The sequence below is a fragment of the Mycobacterium sp. M26 genome, from assembly GCF_001494595.1.
Taxonomy (GTDB): domain Bacteria; phylum Actinomycetota; class Actinomycetes; order Mycobacteriales; family Mycobacteriaceae; genus Mycobacterium.
On record NZ_LN929908.1, the window covers coordinates 3,095,445 to 3,115,598 of the forward strand.

17 protein-coding genes are annotated in these 20,154 nt (G+C 67.4%); 3 read left to right on the forward strand and 14 right to left on the reverse strand.

What is annotated here, in order from left to right; translation table 11 throughout:
- Positions 1 to 124 precede the first annotated feature (124 nt).
- Genes BN3385_RS24120 through BN3385_RS24145 form a run of 6 tightly spaced genes read right to left on the reverse strand, consistent with a single transcriptional unit; the run spans position 125 to position 7,214 of the window.
- A complete protein-coding gene (locus BN3385_RS24120) occupies positions 125 to 1,348 on the reverse strand; it encodes a lipase family protein (RefSeq protein WP_059020671.1) in 1,224 nt (407 codons plus the stop codon).
- Positions 1,345 to 2,607 carry an acyltransferase family protein gene (locus BN3385_RS24125; protein ID WP_059020674.1) on the reverse strand — a complete coding sequence of 421 codons (1,263 nt, stop codon included), beginning with the start codon at positions 2,605 to 2,607 and terminating at the stop codon, positions 1,345 to 1,347. The genes BN3385_RS24120 and BN3385_RS24125 overlap by 4 nt, the downstream gene beginning before the upstream one ends.
- Positions 2,604 to 3,848, reverse strand: coding sequence for a lipase family protein (locus BN3385_RS24130; RefSeq protein WP_231748806.1), 1,245 nt, complete (start codon positions 3,846 to 3,848; stop codon positions 2,604 to 2,606). Before BN3385_RS24130 ends, BN3385_RS24125 begins: the two co-directional genes overlap by 4 nt.
- The gene (locus BN3385_RS24135) at positions 3,845 to 4,516 is read right to left on the reverse strand and encodes a YveK family protein (protein WP_059020676.1); all 672 of its coding nucleotides are present in this window, start codon (positions 4,514 to 4,516) and stop codon (positions 3,845 to 3,847) included. Before BN3385_RS24135 ends, BN3385_RS24130 begins: the two co-directional genes overlap by 4 nt.
- On the reverse strand, positions 4,513 to 5,757 hold the full coding sequence (locus BN3385_RS24140; protein ID WP_059020678.1) for a lipase family protein: 1,245 nt from the start codon (positions 5,755 to 5,757) through the stop codon (positions 4,513 to 4,515). The genes BN3385_RS24135 and BN3385_RS24140 overlap by 4 nt, the downstream gene beginning before the upstream one ends.
- Positions 5,754 to 7,214 (reverse strand): tyrosine-protein kinase domain-containing protein, encoded by a 1,461-nt coding sequence (locus tag BN3385_RS24145; protein ID WP_197415262.1) that lies wholly within the window; start codon positions 7,212 to 7,214, stop codon positions 5,754 to 5,756. Before BN3385_RS24145 ends, BN3385_RS24140 begins: the two co-directional genes overlap by 4 nt.
- Positions 7,215 to 7,406: 192 nt before the next feature.
- Here BN3385_RS24145 and BN3385_RS24150 point away from each other — a divergent pair, with 192 nt between their 5' ends.
- A complete protein-coding gene (locus tag BN3385_RS24150; RefSeq protein WP_059020683.1) occupies positions 7,407 to 8,729 on the forward strand; it encodes an O-antigen ligase family protein in 1,323 nt (440 codons plus the stop codon).
- 13 nt (positions 8,730 to 8,742) lie between these two features.
- Positions 8,743 to 10,275 carry a hypothetical protein gene (locus BN3385_RS24155; RefSeq protein ID WP_059020686.1) on the forward strand — a complete coding sequence of 511 codons (1,533 nt, stop codon included), beginning with the start codon at positions 8,743 to 8,745 and terminating at the stop codon, positions 10,273 to 10,275.
- Here BN3385_RS24155 and BN3385_RS24160 read toward each other — a convergent pair.
- From BN3385_RS24160 to puuE, 8 genes are all read right to left on the reverse strand, one after another.
- Complete coding sequence (locus tag BN3385_RS24160; RefSeq protein ID WP_059020688.1) at positions 10,232 to 11,404, reverse strand: glycosyltransferase; 1,173 nt, start codon at positions 11,402 to 11,404, stop codon at positions 10,232 to 10,234. The two genes, BN3385_RS24155 and BN3385_RS24160, sit on opposite strands and share 44 nt — an antisense overlap.
- Positions 11,404 to 12,561: a lipopolysaccharide biosynthesis protein gene (locus BN3385_RS24165; RefSeq protein WP_059020690.1), complete on the reverse strand. Its 1,158-nt coding sequence runs from the start codon at positions 12,559 to 12,561 to the stop codon at positions 11,404 to 11,406. Before BN3385_RS24165 ends, BN3385_RS24160 begins: the two co-directional genes overlap by 1 nt.
- A complete protein-coding gene (locus BN3385_RS24170; RefSeq protein WP_059020691.1) occupies positions 12,558 to 13,673 on the reverse strand; it encodes a glycosyltransferase family protein in 1,116 nt (371 codons plus the stop codon). The genes BN3385_RS24165 and BN3385_RS24170 overlap by 4 nt, the downstream gene beginning before the upstream one ends.
- Positions 13,674 to 14,294, reverse strand: coding sequence for an acyltransferase (locus BN3385_RS24175; protein ID WP_059020693.1), 621 nt, complete (start codon positions 14,292 to 14,294; stop codon positions 13,674 to 13,676).
- A complete protein-coding gene (locus tag BN3385_RS24180) occupies positions 14,291 to 15,301 on the reverse strand; it encodes a GDP-mannose 4,6-dehydratase (protein ID WP_059020696.1) in 1,011 nt (336 codons plus the stop codon). Before BN3385_RS24180 ends, BN3385_RS24175 begins: the two co-directional genes overlap by 4 nt.
- Before the next feature lie 9 nt (positions 15,302 to 15,310).
- The gene (locus tag BN3385_RS24185) at positions 15,311 to 16,336 is read right to left on the reverse strand and encodes a GDP-mannose 4,6-dehydratase (RefSeq protein ID WP_059020698.1); all 1,026 of its coding nucleotides are present in this window, start codon (positions 16,334 to 16,336) and stop codon (positions 15,311 to 15,313) included.
- Positions 16,333 to 17,439 carry a glycosyltransferase gene (locus tag BN3385_RS24190; protein ID WP_231748807.1) on the reverse strand — a complete coding sequence of 369 codons (1,107 nt, stop codon included), beginning with the start codon at positions 17,437 to 17,439 and terminating at the stop codon, positions 16,333 to 16,335. Before BN3385_RS24190 ends, BN3385_RS24185 begins: the two co-directional genes overlap by 4 nt.
- 327 nt (positions 17,440 to 17,766) lie before the next feature.
- Positions 17,767 to 18,687 carry an allantoinase PuuE gene (gene puuE / locus BN3385_RS24195; protein ID WP_059020700.1) on the reverse strand — a complete coding sequence of 307 codons (921 nt, stop codon included), beginning with the start codon at positions 18,685 to 18,687 and terminating at the stop codon, positions 17,767 to 17,769.
- A 72-nt stretch (positions 18,688 to 18,759) separates the two neighbouring features.
- Between puuE and BN3385_RS24200 the strand changes: the two genes are divergently transcribed.
- A complete protein-coding gene (locus tag BN3385_RS24200) occupies positions 18,760 to 20,103 on the forward strand; it encodes a cryptochrome/photolyase family protein (RefSeq protein WP_059022380.1) in 1,344 nt (447 codons plus the stop codon).
- Positions 20,104 to 20,154: the final 51 nt, after the last annotated feature.

Genomic DNA, 20,154 nt, shown 5'->3' on the forward strand with positions numbered 1-20,154 from the left:
AATACTTTCGCACACTTATTTGCGGAGTGCACGATAAAAACTGTGTCGTGAACTATCCCCAGCATTCACCCAGGTTTGTGCACAACAAATTTCGGAATGCATTCCCAGAATTGGGAGTTGCGGCTTAATTGACGCACCCGTTTGCCGCGGGCTTGTCGTGGAAACGGTCGACGAGCCAGGAGATCTGATCGGCTGCGTCAATATCGGCATGACCTTTCCCGTCCTCCAAACGCCACACGACCATGCCACCCCGGTCGCACGCCTGCGCGATCGCGCGGGTGGTCCACTCCGGATCGATATAGGTGTCCGCGGTTCCGTACACCACCGACAACGGGGCCGCCAACGGGCGCTGCGGCAGCGCCCACTCGCGCAGCAGGCCGGTGAGCACCGCGGCGGCGCGCGGACTACTCGGCGCGAAGTCGAAAGGACCGATATCGGGGGCGACCTCGGCCCTGGTGTGCACCAGTGCACCCGCGCAGGCCGACAGCGCATCCCAGTTCGCCGCGGCCACGCCGTGGCGGAAGTCGTCGAGGTTCAGCTGCGGATGCAGCCTGCCCAACGAGGCCAGCACCCACTGCAGGAGCGGACGCTGGTCGGTGGTGAGTGTGCCGCGCTGCGCCTTCTCCACCAGGCCGACCATGTCCGCAGCAGGCGATAAGGCCACCGCACCCACCAGCGTCAGTTCCGGTGCGTACTCGGCGACCTGCTCGTCGGCCGCCCACACCGCACCGCCGCCCTGCGAGCCACCGAAGGCGCCGAAATGACTCGAGACATCCGGGAAGGTCGCGCGCAGAGCCCGGACCGCGTCGATGATGTTGCGGCCCGCCGTCCGGGCATCCAGGTACGGGTGGTGACCGGGGGAACCCAGGCCCTGATAGTCGGCGAACGCAACCGCGAAGCCGAGTTTGATCCATCCCGCCACCACCGGAGCCTGGCCGAGCAGATTGTCCGACAGCGACGGCGCGCAGGGTTCCTGAATCCCGGTGGTCCCGTGCCCGAACGCCAGCACCGGCCAACCCCCCTGGGGTGCTGTGCCTTTCGGAACGAACACCGTCCCCGACACGACCGTGGGGTCGCCGCTGTCACCGTCGGTCGAGCGGTACACCACCCGCGCAGAGTGCACCCCCAGCGAGGTGAGGGCGCCGGTGAGGGTCGGCATCGTCATCGCACTGACCAGACTGCCCGGGCCGGACCCGCCGAGGGTCGCCGAACTCACCGGGACCGGCGCACCTGCGCCGGCTCCCCGCATCCAGAGCGCACCGGTGCGGTAGGCCACCACACCGGCGGCCGTGAGCACCAGCGAGGCCACCAGGGCACCGAGGATCACCACCGGGCGTGTCCACCTCATCGCCGGTATCGCTTCGCCACGGCCATCGCCGGCTTCTCCACGAAGCGGTGGGTCAGCGCGGCCAGTGCCAGGCTGACCGTCAGCACCGCAGCGACGTTGCGCAGCATGCCCGGCACGGTGTCACCGGCCATCAGCCCCCACCTGCCCAGCATCAGCAACACCGGAAAGTGCCAGAGGTACACCGACAATGAGATCTCGCCGACATAGCGCAGCGGAGCCCAGTCCAGTGCGCTGGCGAAGCGGGACTGCTCACCACGGGCCAGCGGTACCACGATGAACAGGATCATCAGCCCGGACAGCAGTGCCACCGCCGTGCTCGACACGTGCGAGTGCACGGCGATGAGCAGCAGGCTGGCGGCAGCCGCCGTCAGCAGCAGGGGCACGCAGTACCACCGCAGCCGGCGCACGACATGCCCGCTGAGAAGTCCCGAGGCGATCGCGGCGAATAGCACGGCGGCGATCATCCCGAAGGCGAAGTTGTCAGCCAGCGAGACGAAGCTGCGGTTGTACACCGCAAGCCAATTCGGTCCCCACTCCGCAAGATTCGGGTCGTACACGCCGACCCGCTGCTGCACCAGCGGCGCCAGCGCCTTGCCGACCGCACCGATCGCCACCAGAGTCAGTGGCGCCAGTAGTGCCACGGCGAGCGGTGCCAGCCGGGTCCGTCGGCGCAGCGCCAGGGCGATGGCGCCAAAGATCGGCAGGCAGAGATAGAACACCAACTCCAGCGACAGCGACCAGGAGGGGTTGATCCCGGTCTGGAAGTACTGCGGCAGATAGCTCTGCAGCAGAGTCAGATTCGCAAGCAGGGCAACCGGATCGGTCATCCGCCCGGTACCGGAATCGGTTCCGGGCGGTTGGATCGCGACGTTCTCCAGGTAGACGGCCCCGAACACCAGGCTGGTGATCAGGAAGATGGTCAGGTAGGCGGGGAACACCCGCAGCACCCGGTGCACGCCGAAGACCCGGGCGTCGGGTGCCCGCACTGTCCCGGGGTCAGCCAGGATGGCGCGAACGAACGGCAGGTACAGCAGAAAGCCGCTGAGCGCGAAGAAGAACACCAGCGCCTGCCCGAGCAGCTGCAACTTGAAGGCGTCCATCACCTGCGGCGAGTAGTGGGCGTTGACGTGCAGCACCAGCACCGCCGCGCAGGCCACACCGCGCGGGCCGTCCAGACCCATGATCCGGGCCCGCGCCGGTGCCACCGGCGGCACGACAGGTGGAGCTTGGGCACCGATCAGTTTGTCCTGCAGTGTCATTGGCGGTCCTGTCCTTGCGGCTCCTCGGCGCGTGGCGGGCACGCGTTCAGCGGTGGGTCGCCGTCGAACCGCTGGCGGATCCAGTCGAACGCCACCGCCGCGTCGATGTCACCGTGCCCCTTGTCGGGCTGCAGGTAGTACTCCACGGTGCTGCCCATCGAGCAGGTTTTGTCGAGTGCCTGTTTGGTCCAGGCCGGTGAGATGAGTTCGTCACGGCCGCCGTAGATCACGAGCATCGGCGCGGTGGAGCGCTGTTGCGGCACGCTCATCTTTGCCAGATAGCCGCGCAGCGCGTCGGTGGCGGCCGGACTCGAGGGCCGCAGGTCGTCGGCGGTGATGCGCTGGGCGACTTCGGCACGCTGGCTGGCGGTGTCGGGCGAGCAGGACGACAGCACCGCCCAGTTCTGCGCGACAACGCCGCGGCGGTAGTCGTCAAGGTTGAGTTGCGGATTCTCCTGGGCCAGCGCGTAGAGAATCCACTGCAGCAGCGGTCCCTGGTCGGCGGTCAGCGTGCCGGCCGCGGCCGCATCCGCCAAGCCGGTCAGATCGCTGGCGGGTACCAGGCTGACCGACCCGAGCAGATCCAGTCCCGACCCGTAGCTCGCGGCCAATTCGTTCGCGGCCCAGGCGGCCTGGCCCCCCTGCGATCCGCCGAAGGCCACCCAGCGGTTCGATGTTCCGGGGACCAGTTTGCGTGCGGCACGCACCGAATCGATCAGGTTGCGGCCCTCGGTTCCGGCGTCGAGGTACGGGTGGTAGGTGCCGTCGAGGCCGAGACCCTGGAAATCCGACACCGTGACCACATAGCCGCCTTTGAGCAGGGGCACCACCACCTCGGACGTGCCGAGCAGGGTTGGCGACTGGGACGGTGCGCAATCCTTTTGCACGCCGGTGGACCCGTGGCCGAAAGCCACGACCGGCCACCCACCGTCGGGCGGGGTGCCGCGCGGCACGAAGACCGTGCCCGAGACCAACTGGCTGCTGCCGTCGATCCCGGACTCCGAGCGGTAGGTGATGCGCGCGGCCGTCGACGATACGGCGGTGATCCGGCGGTCGATGGTCGGGATCGTCACGGCCGACGTCAGCGTCCCGGGTCCGGAACCGGAGAAGTCACCGGGAAGGGCCATGGCACCGACCTCCGGACGGGCCGGGGCCGGGGGGTGCTGCAGCGCCGAGCAGGACACCATCGCGAGCATCGCGGCCACCCAGATCGGTGTGTGCCACCACGTCTTCGGGTTCATCGGGCACCCTCTCCGATCGCGTCGAGCACCACATGATCGAGCTGACCCACGGTCAGCACGGTGGCACTGCGGATTCCTCTGGTGAGCACCAGCACCGAGCTCAGCACGGCGCCGAGAACCGCGCCCAGCAGGATGTAGCGGCCGACGGCCGGTGTGACCTCGACGACTGCGGCGCTGCCCAGCGGGATCAGGGCACCGGTCGGCCCCTGGCCGGACCATTCCAGTTCACCGGCCACAGCCACCAGGCTGCGCCCGATCGCGTCCGCGGTTGTGGCGGCCTGCCGCGGGTCCGGATCGCTGACCCGCACGTCGAGAACCACCGATCCGGGGTTCACCTGGGCGTTGACACGTTCGGCCAGCAGGCTGGGCGTGGTGGTCAGATCCCGCTCGGCGATCGCGCGGGCCAGCACCTGCCGCGAAACAGCAAGTGCCGCATAGCCTTGCATGCGGGCCAGCGCATCACGGCTCCCGCTGAAGGCACTACGGGGCTCGGCGGCGCCGGGCACGGCGGCGAACACCGCGACGTGGCCGGTGTAGGTCGGCTGCCGGGTCTGTGCCACCCCCCAGCCGACGGCTCCGGCCAGAATCGTGGCCACGACGAGCACCATCCAGGACTCGCGCAGAATCGTCAGGTAGTCGCGCAGCCGGGGCGCCGAAGGTTCGATCATCGTTGCCCCGCACACCCGTTGAACGGACGCTGACCGTCGAACCTGGCCTTGACCCACGGCAGCGACCGGCTCGAGTCCAGATCGGCGTGCCCCTCACCGATCCGTTCCTCGAAATCCACCACGTCGCCCTGCGCGCAGGCATTGCGGATCGCCGTCTTGGTCCAGTCGTCGTTGACGAGCGGATCCATGGTGCCGAACTGCACCAGCAGCGGTCCGGTCGCCGGGTGCTGCGGTAAGGCCATCTGGCGCAACAACTCCCGCAGCCGCGCGGTGGCCTCCCTGGTCGCCGGCCGTAGATCGGTGGCTTGCATACCGTTGACCACGCTGGCGTAGCGGCCCGGATCGGTGGGTGTGCAGTCGAGCAGCTCGTCCCAGTGCGCCCTGGTGTATCCCGACACGTAGTCGGCGAGGTCGAAATCCGGGTGCGACCATGCCATTCCCTGCAGGGCGAAGGCCAGTAGGGGCATCTGCTCGCGGGTCAGCGAGCCGTTGGCAGCGGCGTCGGCAAGCAACGTCATATCCGCCACCGGAACCAGCGCGGCAGTCCCCACCAGGGAGAGTCCGGCTCCGTAACGGCCTGCTTGGTCGGCTGCCGCCCACGCCGCCATGCCGCCCAGTGACACCCCGTAGGCGGCCCACCGCCGGCCGGCCCGCGGATCGATGCGGCGGGCCGCGCGTACCGCGTCGATCATGTTCTGGCCGAACACCCGGGAATCCAGATATGGGTGGGTGAAGCCGGGTACACCCAGGCCCTCGTAGTCGGTCATCGCGACGAGGAAGCCGTTCTGCACCAGTGCGGCGATCATCGGCGCGTTGCCGAGCAGGTTCTCGTACATCGTCGGCGCGCAGCGATTGAGCACGCCCGAGGTCCCGTGTCCGAACGACACCACCGGCCACCCCGCTTTGGGCGGTGGTCCCGGCGGAATGGCGACCAGGCCGGAGACCTCAGTCGGCTCCCCGGTCTCTGATGTCGACCGGTACACCACCCGGAAGGCGGTGGCGTCCACCTCGTCGAGGTCGGCATTGGCCCCGAATCGCTTCACGCTCACCAGGGAGCCTGGCCCGTCATCGCGCAGATCGGGCGGGGGCAGTTCGGCGGCACCGGCGAACGGTGCTGTCAGATCGCGGATCTCACTGCTGGGCGGTGGTGTCAGCGCCACCGGAGGACCCGGTGGAGTGCAGCCACCGACCAGTGCCGCGACCAGGACGAGGATCGCGCTGCGACGCAGGCCGAATGTCACGGCTCGCGGTCACCCACTCGGGACAGGGCCGCCGGCTCGGCGGGTACCTCGACGGTGTCGGCGGCCTGCGGGGCGAGGTCGGCGTCCCTGAGACGGTTACGGTGCCGGGCGATCTCGCGGCGATGACCGGCCTCGAATGTCGCCACCGTGCCGACGATCTCGGCGTGGGTGGCACGCAGTGTCGCGATGGCGCGACGCAGGGCGGGCAATCGGGTCTGGCCCAGTCGCACAACCACGAGCGCCCCGTCGCCCGAGCCGGCGACGAAGGCGCCCTCGGTCCCCAGCGACAGCGGAGGGGTGTCGATGAGCACGTAGTCGAACTGCTCGCGCAGGGCGGCCAACACTTCCCCGGCATCGCCGGCCGGCCACAACCGGCTGCTGACTTTGGGCACCGGACCAGCCGGGACCAGAGCGAACTGGTGGCCACCCGCGTCGGCGATCAGCGCCTTCGAGACGTCGTGATGGCCGGCCAGCACCGTGCTCAATCCCCGCCTACGGGCGGCTGATTGCTGCTCGGCCGTCAACCCCAGGCGCTTGGCCAGGGCCGGATGGGTCAGATCGCCGTCGACGACGACCACCCGGTGGCCGCACCCGGTCAAGGCGGCGGCCAGATCGATCACCACGGTGGTGCGGCCTTCGCCGCGGTTGGCGCTGGTGACCGCGAGCACGCGGGGCCTGCCACCCTCAGCGGTACGCGCGAACTGAAGATTCGTGCACAGCTCGGCCAGCCGATCGGCGTACGGTCCCCCGGCGTCGATGTCGGCGACGTCGACTGTCGCGCGGCCGGGGTCAGCGGGCAGGGTCGCCAGCACCAGCGAGTCGGTGGCGGCCTGGGCGGCTGTACTGCGCCGTAGCTTGGTGTCCAGCAGACCCACCACGATCGTCAGGACCAGGCCGGCCGCCAGACCGCCGGCCACGCCCAACAGGATCTGTGCCAGCACGGTGGGGCCGACCGGCAGCTGCGGGTAGGTGGCGTCATCGACAACGACCGCTCCCGCCGCGGGGCTGCCGCCGCGCCGTGAGGTTTCCAGCTCACTGATCACCTCGACAAGCTGATCGGACACGGCATTGGCGTACATCTGTGCCGTCGCCGGGTCCTTGTCGCGTACCGCGATGTCGAGCAGCACGGTCTTGTCCACCGGGTGCGCCGAAATCCGCGATCGCAGCTGATCCGTCGAGATGCCGGTCTTGAGCTGGTTGGCCGCGCGTGCGGCGACCTGTTCGCTGGTGGCCAGCCCGGCGTAGGAGACCACCCGTTCCTGCGAGAACAGGTTGTTCTGATAGGCCTCGCCGACCGACGTGCCGCCCTGAGTGCTCACGAACAACCGGGCGGTGGACTCGTACATCGGAACGCTGGTCGCCGCAAGGGCATATCCGATACCGCCACCCATCAGGGTGACGACCACAGTGACCCACCAATAGCGGCGGACGATTCTGAGGTAGTCGCCAATACCCAAGCCGGATCTCCATTCCCCATACCTGGTGCCCGACCACCGATAACCATAGACGTACCGAGGCGATTCGGCACAACAAAAGTGTGCTCGCCCTGTTGCATCACGCCGAAGAGATGTAAGCATATTCCTGTGCAGCGCAACAAAATTACGCTCCGGACAATAACTTCCGACCTCGTCATCGTCGCCCTCTGTTGTTTGCTGTCCGGAGCCGCACTGATCGGCGGGGCGCTGCCGGTGGCCATCCTCCTCGGCCTCAGCGCCGCGGTGGTGGGCACCTACATCGGTATCCGACATCCCCTGTGGCTCTACTGGTTACTGGCCGTTGCGTTGGCGGCGCTGCCCTTCGGCTACTTCCCGGGGGTGCACGCACCGCTCACGTTCGGCCTTGGCATCGCGGTTCTCTTAGCTTCGTTGCTACATCGCAACGACAACAACGCGTTGGCGCCCTTGGAGATTGGCCTGATCCTCTTGGTCGTCGCATCAGCGGTATCGGTGGCGGCCACCTTCGAGTCACCCACGGATATCGCAGAATTCGGGAAATGGACGGTTTCGACCCTGCTCGTGATCGCCCTATTGCGGCTTTCCGCAGCCGATCTGAACCGCTTCGGCCGCATCTATGTCATCGCCTCTGCTGTGGCGGCGCTGTTCGCCATTCTCATTGTCGTGGCTGATCCCAACGGTCGTTTGATCAGCTATCTGTCCTTCATCGGGTACGGCCGCGAGTCCAACAGCACCCGATTCGTCTACAGCGACAGCGGAAACACGGTGCGCCTGGCCGGAACATACATCGATCCGAACACCGCCGGGATCGGGCTGCTGGTGGCACTGGCCGTCGCACTGGTGGTCTTCACCGGCTGGCATCGTGTGGCATTGGCCACACTCTTCGTGGTGTCGGTGGCGCTGACCCTCAGTCGCGCAGCCTTGTTCAGCATCCTGGGCGGCCTGATCATCCTCGTGCTGTTCCACGCCTTGAGCGGCAGGCAGCGGCGAACCATCTTCGCGGCACTGGCCGCTGCGGTTCTTGCGGCGGCAGCCACCCCGCAGGTCCGGCGGCGAGTGTTCTCGTCCTTCGGCAGCGGTGACGCCGGCTCCTCGGCGCGGGCCGACGCACTGGACAACTTCACCTCGGTGATGCACGGCCACTGGCTGTTCGGACTGGGCTGGGGCAGGCCGGAATTCAAGGATCCCGGCAAGAGCTTCGAGGTGAACTACGTCGCCAATGCGCCGCTGCTCACGGTGTATCGCGGTGGGATCATCACCGGTCTGATCTTCCTGGTCGTCCTATTGATCGCCATGATCATCGCCTATCGGACCCTGCGCCGTGGCGACACGCCACAGGCTGCGCTGGCCGGCATCGTCATCGGGTTCACCGTGGTCGCGCTGCAGCTCGACTTCCCGGTCGTCACGATCCCGTCGGTGACGATGATGTTCTCGGTGCTCCTGGTGTTCCTCACGAAAGACGATCCACGCCAACAACCATCGGCGCCGCCCCTCGTGGTGGCCGCGGCAGCACACTAGGGCAGGGAGTCCCATGACACCGATCAGGGGCTTGCGTATCAGCAAGCTCGGAACACTGGGTACCGCGGTGCTGATTGCCGCGGCCATCGGCGCCGCGCTCGTGCTGTGGCCGGGCCGAACCGACCGCCACGACGCCGTCGCCGAAGCGGCCGTGATCAATCCCGCACCCACCACGATCGGGTTCTCCCAACCCGGCGAGTTCCTGTCGATGACGGCCACTGATATCGGTCGCACCCTGGACCTCATGGTGGCCACCGGTGCCAAGACCGTGCGCACCGTGATCCCGTGGTCGATCGTCGAACAGACCAAAGGCACGCTGAACTGGTCTCAGGTCGATACCGTCGTCAATGCCGCTGTGGCGCGGTCGATGTCGGTCCTCGGCATCATCGCGTTCACACCGGACTGGGCCAGAGCCGCTGGCACGGCCGCAATGATCGGCAAGCCGTCCTCGGCAGCCGATTTCGGGGCGTTCGCCAAGAAGGCCGCCGCCCGGTACTCGGGCAAGGTCTCGGCGTACGAGATCTGGAACGAGCCGAACTCGTCGCTGTTCTACTCGCCGGGACCTGATCCCGCCGGATACACCGCGCTGCTGAAGGCGGCCTATCCCGCGATCAAGTCGGTGTCATCGTCACTTCTGGTGGTCGCCGGCGCCCTCGGGGCCGACATCACCTCGGCGACGACCACCGATCCGGCGTCATTCCTCACCCAGATGTACGCGGCCGGGGCCAAGGGCTACTTCGATGCCGTGTCATTCCATCCGTATCAATACAGCCTGCCTTTCTCCTCGGGGGTGGATATCGCCAATTCGCCTGTACAGCAATTGATGGACATGCGAACGGTGATGGTCGCCAACGGCGACTCGACCAAGAAGATCTGGGCCACCGAGTACGGTGAGCCCACCGCGGCGGTCGACGAGAACACCCAGAGCACGATGATCAACGACATCGTGACCAAATGGCAGGAGATGCCCTACACCGGGCCGCTGATGATCTACACCACCCGCGACAAAGCGACCGGGAGTTCCGACCCGGAGGACACCTTCGGCGTCTTCCGGTCCGACTGGGCGCCGAAGATCGCCCAGCAGGTACTGCAGTGGCAGATCGCGAACGGAATCCCGAAAACTGCTGAGTACCAGCGATTCAGTGCGGTCACGAACGCGGCTTACGGCGCCGTGCTCAGCCCGGTGTTCAAGGCGACGTCGGCGACCTGGGCTCAGGTACGCGCCAACGCAACGGTTTTCGAGACGTCGGTGGGATATCTGTCCTCCCCCAATCCGGTGGCACTCAAGGCGCGACCCCTCGGCGTCGCTCCCACGGCCGCCTTCGCCAATGGCTACCAGGATTTCGACACCGGTGTGCGAATCTTCTACTCCGCGGCAACGGGAGCTCATGCCGTCGGCAGCGGGATCGCGTCGGCGTGGACATCGGCACTGGGACTGGCGATCACCGACGAGGTTCCGCTGGCCGGCGGCGGTGTCGCGGTCGATTTCCAGAACGGCCGGATCACCTGGACACCCGCGGCCGGCGCGGTGGTGACCCGGTCCTAGCCTGCCGGGCGACCGTCACCAAGTCGGCGAGCGCCCGGTGCGGACGCCGCTGCTCCCAGTGCACGGCGTTGACCTCGTAGAGGGCGGCCCCGTCAGACTGCGCGGCGGCGCGATCCAGCAGGTAGCGCCGGCACGCCTGCACGAACTCGTCGTCGGTGTCGTAGACCGGCAGTCGGAGATGGTCTTTGAGCGATCCCACCGCCGTCGAGCTCCCGACGATCGGCAGACCGGCCCGCGCGGCGTCGAGCACCTTCACCCGGACCCCGCCACCGGTCCGCACCGGCGCGATCAACGCGCGGCAGGTCGCCAGCAGACCGGGAAGATCGTCAACGAAGCCGACATCACGGACACCCGGCGGGTAGGGCGGGTCGACCGCGCCCGGCTTGCGTGCGCCGATGATCACCAGTTCCGCGCCGGGGATACCGTCGGCGATACGTGGCCACAGGCGCAGTGACTCGAGGAAGGCTTCCTGGTTCGGCGGCCAGTCGCGAGTGCCGATGAACGCCAGCCGCGGCCCCGTGCTGCCGAGATCCAGTTGCGGGGCGGGCGGCAGCGTGAGTTCGATCCAGCGGGCTGATGGCACCCCGGATTGCCGATACATCGCCGCTTCCTGCGCGTCGTAGGTCCCGACGGCGTCGGCGGCCCGGGCCACCCGCAGTTCGTCACGCAGCAATCGGGGCGTCTCCCATCGCCCCAGCCGTCCACGCGTCGCCTGCCATACCTCAGACTCGGAGTTCACGGTGTTGACAACCAGGCCCCGGTGGCCGGAATGCGCAGAGCGCAAGAATGATTCGGCCATGTAGCTGTGTTCGGCGAAGAAGACGTCGGCATCGCTGTTCTCGATGGCCGAGACCAGTGCAGGGCTGTCGAATCGGACGTGCACGAGGCTGCGCCGGGTGCGGGCCGACCCGAGCGCCATGCTCACCCGTCGCACCGGCGGCTTGGCCACCTTCACCAGCGGAACGCCGGCAGGCATCGGCACCGACCCCGTAGCCACGTGCGTCGACAGGCAGATGCTGTCGACGTAGCACGATTCCGCGACCAGTGACATCACCAGCCGCGACAGTGTGAGGTCACCGCCGTGTTCGGTCTCGGGATCCTTCGACAGCAGGAAGGTCACCCTCGTCATCAACCACCCCTTCGATACAGGATCTTCAGATACACCCCGAGCAGGACCGCGTCAGTCACGACCGAGGCGATCGCCGCACCCACCGCACCCAGCGGCGCCAGCAGCGCGACACCGGCCAGCTTCACCGGCACCAATCCGGCTGCCGCCCAGGCGCGCAGCAGATCCCGGTGCTGCATGTAGAGGACGGCGGTGTAGACGTAGTTCGCCGCCCGCATGCCGCAGAACACCGACATCAGCACCATCGCGACCCCGAGCTCACGCGGGGCGGGTGACAGCAGCAGCCCGATACCGACCACCGAGATCAGCAGGGCGGCCACCGCCGACACGGTGAGGATGGCCTTCACCGAAGGCCCACTCGCCAGGTCACCGCCGGACTCGCGCAGCGGCTCGTGATACGTCGCCACATACGACTGACCCAACGCCGCGACCGCCCAGGCCATCACGGATGCCACCGAGTACAGGCCGGCCACCCGGGAGTCGGTGAGAAAACCCAGCAGCAGCACATCGCCCTGGATGTAGAGGGCATTGCCGAGATGCTCGATCACCAACGCCGCCACCAGTCGTGGCGGCCCGGGCACGCCGGGCCGGTGACCGCGGACGGTGAACACCGCCAGGACCGCGATCACCAGGTAGGGCACGCAGTACAGCAGGCTGGCCGCCAGCAGGGTCGGATGCCCGACGGCGAACAGGTATCCGGTGGCCAGGGCAATGCTGCTGACCTGCCGGATGGTGTCCAGCCGCATGACCCGATCCGGGTGTCCGTCGCGCAGGTCCCGGCTCTTGTAGGCGTTGAAGATCAGCTCTCCCCCGCCGACCACCAGTCCGAACCACGCGATGTAGTGCACATCGAGCACCGCGACACCCGCGGCCATCAGCAGCAGGCCGAGCCCGACGCGGGTGGTGCGCTCCCGCAGGAAGCGCTCCTCGGACTCGCGCAGCGCGCGCACGTTGAACGGATTGTCCAGCGGGGCGCAGACGATGGCGGCCAGGGCGAATCCCATGGCGTAGAGGCCATAATCGGCGATACCCAGCCGGCTGATCACCGCCAGGGTCCACAGCAGACCGACACCGCGGCCGCCGTACATCCACACCGCGGCCACCACCGTCTTGCCGATTCTGCTGGCCGCGGGCGGCGCCGGGGCGGACACCTCGTTCATCGGGCGCGCACCAGACCAGACCAGTGCTCGGCGTAGGCTTCGGCCACCCGCTGCGGAGATCGCCGGTCACGTTCGAGGATGGCGTTGGAGCCAAGCTCATGGAGCCGGTCGGAGTCCTTGACGAGATAGTCGATGGCCCAGCAGAACTGCTCGACCCCGCCGGTGGTGTCGGTACTCGGTACCCGGACGACGACGGCGCCGTGCCGCTGGTCGAGGTCCACCAGCGCGCCATGGTCACTACAGATCACCGGCGTGCCGTAACCGATGGCGTGTGTCACGACCGCCGAGGACGGATAGGCCGGGCCGTAGAACGTCCGCCGCCCATAGGGCACGACGACGGCACGGACCGACTCAAAGAACGCGTCCTCCTCGGCGCCTTCGACGCCGCCGACGATGTCGATACCCGGGGTGGGCGTCAACTGTTCGGTACCGCGCCCGGCGACGCGGATCGCGACGTCGTCACTCAGCAGCTCGCGGATTCGGCCGATGAGCTCAAACCCCTTGCCGCGGTAGACCAATCCGAAGAATCCCACCGCGAGCGGCCGCTGCGGGGCCGGCGTCACCGCACGGCGCACCGGTGCGATGTGCGGCACCCGTGTCACCCGGGCCTGCGGGTAGGCGGCCGTCAGCGCCTTGGCTCCGCTGTCGGTCAAGGCGAACAGGTGCAGCCCGGCGGCCACCGATCGCTCCACGCGGCGCGACACGGCCTGCAGCGGAACATGCACACCGTGGTTGATCAGCCGGTGGTTGGCCATGAACCGGGTCCGCCAGGGCCACCAGATCAGATGGGGCGGGTCATGCACGGTGGCGCTCACCGCCACGTCGCGGCGCCCGGCAATCGACCAGAATGGTGTCACCGCACCGCCGCTGAGTTCGGCGTGCACCAATGTCGGACCGGGATAGGGCTTTTCGATCAGCGCAGTGACCGCCTGACGATGCCGCCGCAGGTCGGCCACGCCGTCCTCGCCGGGTCCGCCGTGGCGGTACTCGACGACCGTCCCGAACAGCGGGCGCACGGCGTCGAGGAACTGCTGGGCATAGTCCCCGACGCCGCCGGCCCCGTCCCGAGGACCGAGGTAGATGAGCCGTGTGTCGGCCAGCGAGCCGGTCATCTAGTAGAACAGCGGCCGGTACTTGGGGCGGTACTGCAGCGCATCCGGGTTGCGGGTGCTCAGCACCTTGGCGGGCACCCCCGCCACCACCTCCAGCGGGCCGACGTCACCGCGCACCATCGAGCACCCGCCCACCACCGCGCCGCGGCCCAAGGTCACACCCGAAAGGATCGTGGACCTGCTGGCCACCCAGACGTAGTCCTCGATGACACAGGGCTCCAGGATCGGCGCGAAGGACGGGTCGTTGTGATCGTGGTACCCGCCGATGATGTGGACATCGGAGGCCAGAACCACGTTGTCGCCGATCGTGATTCCTCCGCGCGCGTCGAGCATGCAGCGAAACCCGATCGAGCAGGCCTCGCCGATCGTCAGGTTACCGATGTCGAGGATGGTGGTGCCGCGGAAGATCGAGGAGTCCTTGCCGATCGTGGCGCCGAACAGCCGCAGGTAGGCCTGCCGCACATGGTGAGACGGGAAGTAGGTGAAGAACAGGTTGAAACCCAGCAGGCCGATCCGGTTGTACAGCTTGCGGGCGAAGGAGATGTCCTGCATCGGTGGCGGTTTCACCGGGTGCAACCGCGGCGGGGTGTCGTCGTCGGTCACCAGGGGCTCGCTGGTCATAGCTCTCCTCCTACGGCATGTTGTGGGGTTGCGATCTCGTCGAGGTCGTGGCGCACCATCGCGGCCACGATGTCGGTGAAGTCCACCGACGGTTGCCAGCCCAACGTGCGCTGGGCATGGGTGGAGTCGCCGACCATCTCCACCGGATCGGCCGGCCGTCGCAAGGTGGCGTCGGTCTCCACGAACGCCTCCCAGTCGTCGATACCGGCTTCGGCGAAGGCGGCGGCGACGAAGTCGCCGATCGAGTGCGAGGTGCCGGTGGCGATCACGAAGTCGTCCCCGGCACCGCGAAGGGCGATGCGGCACAGGGCGTCGACGTAGTCCGGTGCCCACCCCCAGTCCCGTCGGGTCTCGAGATCACCCAGCGTGACCGAATCCTGCAGGCCGCAAGCAATCCGGGCCACGGCCGTAGTGATCTTGCGGGACACGAAATGGTGCGGCCGAAGCGGCGATTCGTGGTTGTACAGGATGGCATTGGCTGCCGCCAGCCCGCGGGACCGGTAGATCGAACACATCATGTGGCCCGCCGCCTTCGACGCGCCGTACGGCGAGGTGGGCTCGATCGGGGTGGTTTCGGACTGAGGTGATTCCTCGGCACCGGAGAAGATTTCCGCACTGGAGGCGTTCACCACGACGATCGGACTGCCCTGCTCATCCTGCACGCGCAGGCACGCGTCCAAAAGTGCGGTCGTCGAGGTGGCGTTGAAGTTCAGCGTGGCCACCGGATCGCTCCAGGAAGCGGCCACCGACGTCACTCCCGCCAAGTGGAACACATACTGCGGGTCAACGGTTTTGATCAACCTCAGCACCGCGTGACTGTTCTCCAGGTCCACGCGGTGCTCGACCACGGGCGAACCGGGTCGGGTTCGGCCGGGCGGTGAGCCGGGCCGGACCGTCCCGTGCACCGTGAAGCCGAAGGTGTTCAACAACGGGGCGAGGTACTGGCCGTCCTGTCCGGTGACTCCGGTGATCAGAGCGGTGCCGCGCGGGTGGCGTGGGAATGCCATCGGCGACCGCTACAACGCGGCCGCGCGCATGGCGCGCGACTCGCTGTCGAGATCGCAGTACACCATCATTTCGATGAGTTCGCGGAAGCCTACGCTGGGCTGCCAGCCCAGGACGTTCTGGGCCTTGGTGGCATCACCGACCAACAGGTCCACCTCGGCAGGCCGGATCAGCGACTTGTCCAGCTGGACATAGGGTTCCCAGTCGTCGATGCCCACGGTGGCGAACGCGATGTCGAGCATGTCGCGGATGGAATGCGTGCGGCCGGTGCAAATCACGTAGTCGTCGGCCACATCCTGCTGCAGCATCCGGTACATCGCCTCGACGTAGTCGCCGGCAAAACCCCAGTCCCGCCGGGCATCGAGGTTGCCCAGGGTGACGTGGGACTGGCCGCCCAGTGCGATCCGGGCGACTGCCCGCGTCACCTTGCGGGTGACGAATTCCACTCCGCGCCGCGGTGACTCGTGGTTGAACAGGATGCCCGAGCTGGCGTGCATATCGTAGGACTCGCGGTAGTTGACCGTCATGTAGTGGCCGTACACCTTGGCCACCCCGTACGGCGAGCGCGGCCACAACAGCGTCGACTCGGTCTGCGGAACCTGCTGGACCTTGCCGAACATCTCCGAGCTCGACGCCTGGTAGAACCGGACCTTCCGGCCCGCGATGTCCTGGTAGAGCCGAATGGCCTCCAGGATGTTGAGTACCCCGCCGCCGGTGACATCGGTGGTCAGGCGGGCGTTACGCCAGGAGTACGCCACGAAGGACACCGCGCCGAGGTTGTAGACCTCGTCGGGTTCGGCGATGGTCAACGCCCGCATCAGACTCGACATGTCGAGCAGGTCGCCGGTGATGACCTGCACCCCGGGCACGGTCTCGCGCAGCATCGCCTCTTTGGGATTGTTCTGGCCGCGGATCAGCCCGTAGACGGTGTATCCCTTGGCCAGCAACAGCTCCGAGAGGTACAGCCCATCCTGTCCGGTGACGCCGGTGATCAGCGCCGACTTCTTCGGCTCGTTGGTTCCTGGTATGAGTCTCATGCCGCCACCCCTATCGTTGCTCGTATTTCGGAACGCAGCCCGGCGATGAACCGGGCTTCGCTGAAGCGCTCCATTGCGCCGCGGATCGTGTCCTCGTCGAAACGCGAGGACTCCAGCCGCCGGACCGCACGCGCGATATCGGGTGCCTCCGGCCGGTCGAAGAACACTCCGGTGACACCGTCGATCACGGTGTCGACGAACCCGCCCCAGCGCAGGACCACACTGGGCCGGCCCCAGACCCCGGCCTCGATCGGGGTCAACCCGTAGTCCTCGAAACTGGCGGCGACCACAGCGCGGCAGTTCTGGTACAGCCAGACCATCTCGCTGTCCGAAAGCCCTTCGAGCATCAGCACGTTGGGCGGTGCCAGTCCACGGATCCGCTCGGCTTCCGGTCCCCGGCCGACGACGACCAGGGGACGATCGAGCTCACCGAACGCCCGCACCACCTGGTCGACGTTCTTGTAGGGCAGTAGTCGCGAAATGCACAGATAGAACGCGTCATCGGATCGGCCCAGCCAATCCACCACCGCGCTGATCGGCGACGCCTGCTCCCGACCGGTCATCCCGACGGGCGCGGGCAGCACCGGAGCGTCGATGCCGTACGCATCGCGGATGCGTCCGCGGGTCACCGAGGAGATGGCCACGTATCGCTGGCAGGACAACGCCGCCCGCTTGTCCCACCGCTTCAGGTACGGACCGAGGGTGCTCAGGGCGGCCCTCTTCACCAGCCCGGCGCCCTCCCCCAGATACATGTCGCCGGCGTAGAGCCAGCGCGCCGGCGAGTAGCAGTAGACGAGCTTCTCACCCGCGGAGCGAAAACCGTGTGCCCACCCGCTCGAGCTCGTGATCACCAGGTCGGCATCGACCGTCATCGCCTGCGCGGCGAACGGGAGCACCGGCAACGCGGCCCGGTGATGACGGCGCAGGGGGCCGACGCGGTTGAGCGGTGAGACCCGGATGTCGCGGTCGGCGAACTCCGGATAGGTGCCATCAGGATCGAATAGCAACGTATAAATCGGGGCTTCGGGGAAAGCACGGCTAATTGCCAGCACAACTTTCTCGGCACCACCGCGCTGAGTCAGGTAGTCGTGGGCGATCGCCACCGGGTACGAGCCGATATCGTCCCTCCCAAGGTCGGCCGCCCCCAATGCGCAAGTCCGTGCCCAGTGGCACCGTGGACTCCATTGGCGCGGTTAGGTTTCCCGACCCGTGTGAGTATTCAAACTTGGCTGGGCGGGACCCACAACCCCAGGCGACCGCCATGTCTGCTTGTTCACAATTTCGCAATTCATGTAACGCCGCGCTGTTGCGATTTTGTTGTTGTCGAAAATGTTGCTCTAGCAGCAAAATGTCATACCGATATTTACCGGCAAGATAGTTAATATGTGATGCGAATCACACCGGGGGCCGTGAGGCGAATCCGTTGTCCGCTATGCGAATGAGGGCGGGAATCGTTCGATCCAGTGCCGCGCGATGTCGACGCGACGGGTGATCCACACCTTGTCGTGCGATTGGACGTGGTCGAGAAACCGCTCGAGGGCCGCCGTGCGGCCGGGCCGTCCGGCCAGCCGGCAGTGCAGACCGACCGACAGCATCTTGGGTGACCCGGCAGCCCCCTCGGCGTAGAGCACGTCGAAGGCGTCGCGCAGATGCGCGAAGAACTGATCACCGGACCCGAATCCGCCGGGGGTGGCGAACCGCATGTCGTTGGTGTCCAACGTGTACGGCACCACCAAATGGTTAGTGCCGTCCACCCGCGCCCAGTACGGCAGGTCGTCGGCGTAGGAATCGGAGTCGTACAGAAAGCCGCCATGTTCGACGACCAACCGCCGGGTCTGCGGCGAGTCCCGCCCGGTGTACCAACCCAAGGGTGGGGCGCCGGTCAGTTCGGCGAAGAGGCTGACTGCCCGGGCCATGTGCTCGCGTTCGGTGTCCTCGTCGACGAGCTGGTAGCTGATCCAGCGCAATCCGTGGCAGGCGATCTCGTCGCCACGCGCGGTGAACGCCGCCACCGCCTCCGGGTTGCGGGCTAGCGCCAATGCCACCCCGAACACGGTCAGCGGCAGGCCGCGACGGTCGAAAACCCGCAGCAGGCGCCACAACCCGGCGCGCGAGCCGTATTCGTAGAGCGACTCCATGCTCATGTGTCGGTTCGGAAAGGCCTGGGCGCCAACGATTTCGGAGAGGAACGTCTCGGATGCGGCGTCGCCGTGCAGGACGTTGTTCTCGGCACCCTCTTCGTAGTTGAGCACGAACTGCACGGCGATGTTGGCCTGCCCCGGCCACTGCGGATGCGGCGGGGTCGGACCGTAACCCACCATGTCGCGCGGGTAGCCGGCCGCACCGTCCATAGGGCTCATGGCTGCATTCTGGCAGGCAACCCCGACCGGCACCCGGTGGAGCGACAAGGCAGCATGGATGCCATGCCGTCCACACTGCTGTGGTTTCGCCGCGATCTTCGCCTGCACGACCTGCCGCCCCTGCTGGAGGCCGCCGCCGACGGCGCCGAGGTGCTCGGAGTCTTCGTGCTCGATCCCCGGCTCGAACAGTCCTCGGGTCCACGCCGACTGCAGTTCCTCGGCGACTCGCTGCGCGCCCTGGCCGATGCGCTCGACGGCCGGTTGCTGATCGTCCGGGGCAGACCAGAAGAACAGATCCCGGCACTGGCTGCCCAGATCGACGCGGCCACGGTTCACATCTCCGCCGACTTCAGCCCGTTCGGCATCCGGCGCGACAAGGCCGTCGCCGACGCGCTGGCCGCGGACGGCAGAACACTGCAGGCCACCGGCTCGCCCTATCTGGTCTCACCCGGCCGGGTGACCAAGGACGACGGCACCCCCTACAAGGTCTTCACCCCGTTCCTGGCCCGCTGGCGCGAGGTCGGCTGGCGCGGCCCGGCCCAGTCGGCGCAGGCGGGCACCTGGATCGACCCCGCCGCGCTCACCGGCGTCGCCCGGGTCGAGGCCCCCGATCCGGGCGCCACGATGGACATCGAGGGCGGCGAGGCCGCCGCACTGAGCCGGTGGGCGGAGTTCGTCGACGCCGGGCTGGCCGACTACGCCGAGGACCGCAACCGGCCCGACAAGCCGGGCACCAGCCGGATGTCGGGGCACCTGAAGTTCGGCACGATTCATCCCCGCACGATGGTCGCCGACCTCGACGTCCGGAACACCGGTGCCGCGGCCTACCTGCGCGAGCTGGCATTCCGTGACTTCTACGCCGCCGTACTGGCCGAGTGGCCGGACAGCGCCTGGTGGAACTGGAACCGCAACTACGACGCCATCGAGGTCGACACCGACGCCGCTGCGGAGAAGGCCTTCGAGGCCTGGAAGCAGGGGCGCACCGGGTACCCCATCGTCGACGCCGGGATGCGCCAGCTGCTCGAGACCGGATTCATGCACAACCGGGTACGGATGATCGTCGCCTCCTTCCTGGTCAAAGACCTGCACCTGCCCTGGCAGTGGGGTGCTCGGTGGTTCATGGAGCAGCTCGTCGACGGCGATATCGCCAACAATCAGCACGGGTGGCAGTGGTGCGCCGGATCAGGCACGGATGCCGCGCCCTACTTCCGGGTGTTCAACCCGACCGCGCAGGGCGAGAAGTTCGACCCGGGCGGCGACTATGTGCGCCGCTGGGTGCCCGAACTTGCTGACGTCGCCGACGTCCACAAACTCAAGGGCGGCAGGCCCACGGACTACCCGGAGCCGATCGTCGACCATGCCGCCGAGCGCGTCGAAGCGCTGGCGCGTTACGGCCGGATCGGCTGAGCCCGCGGGGGGTGGGTATGCCAGAATGACGGCAGTTGCTTATCTGAGTCC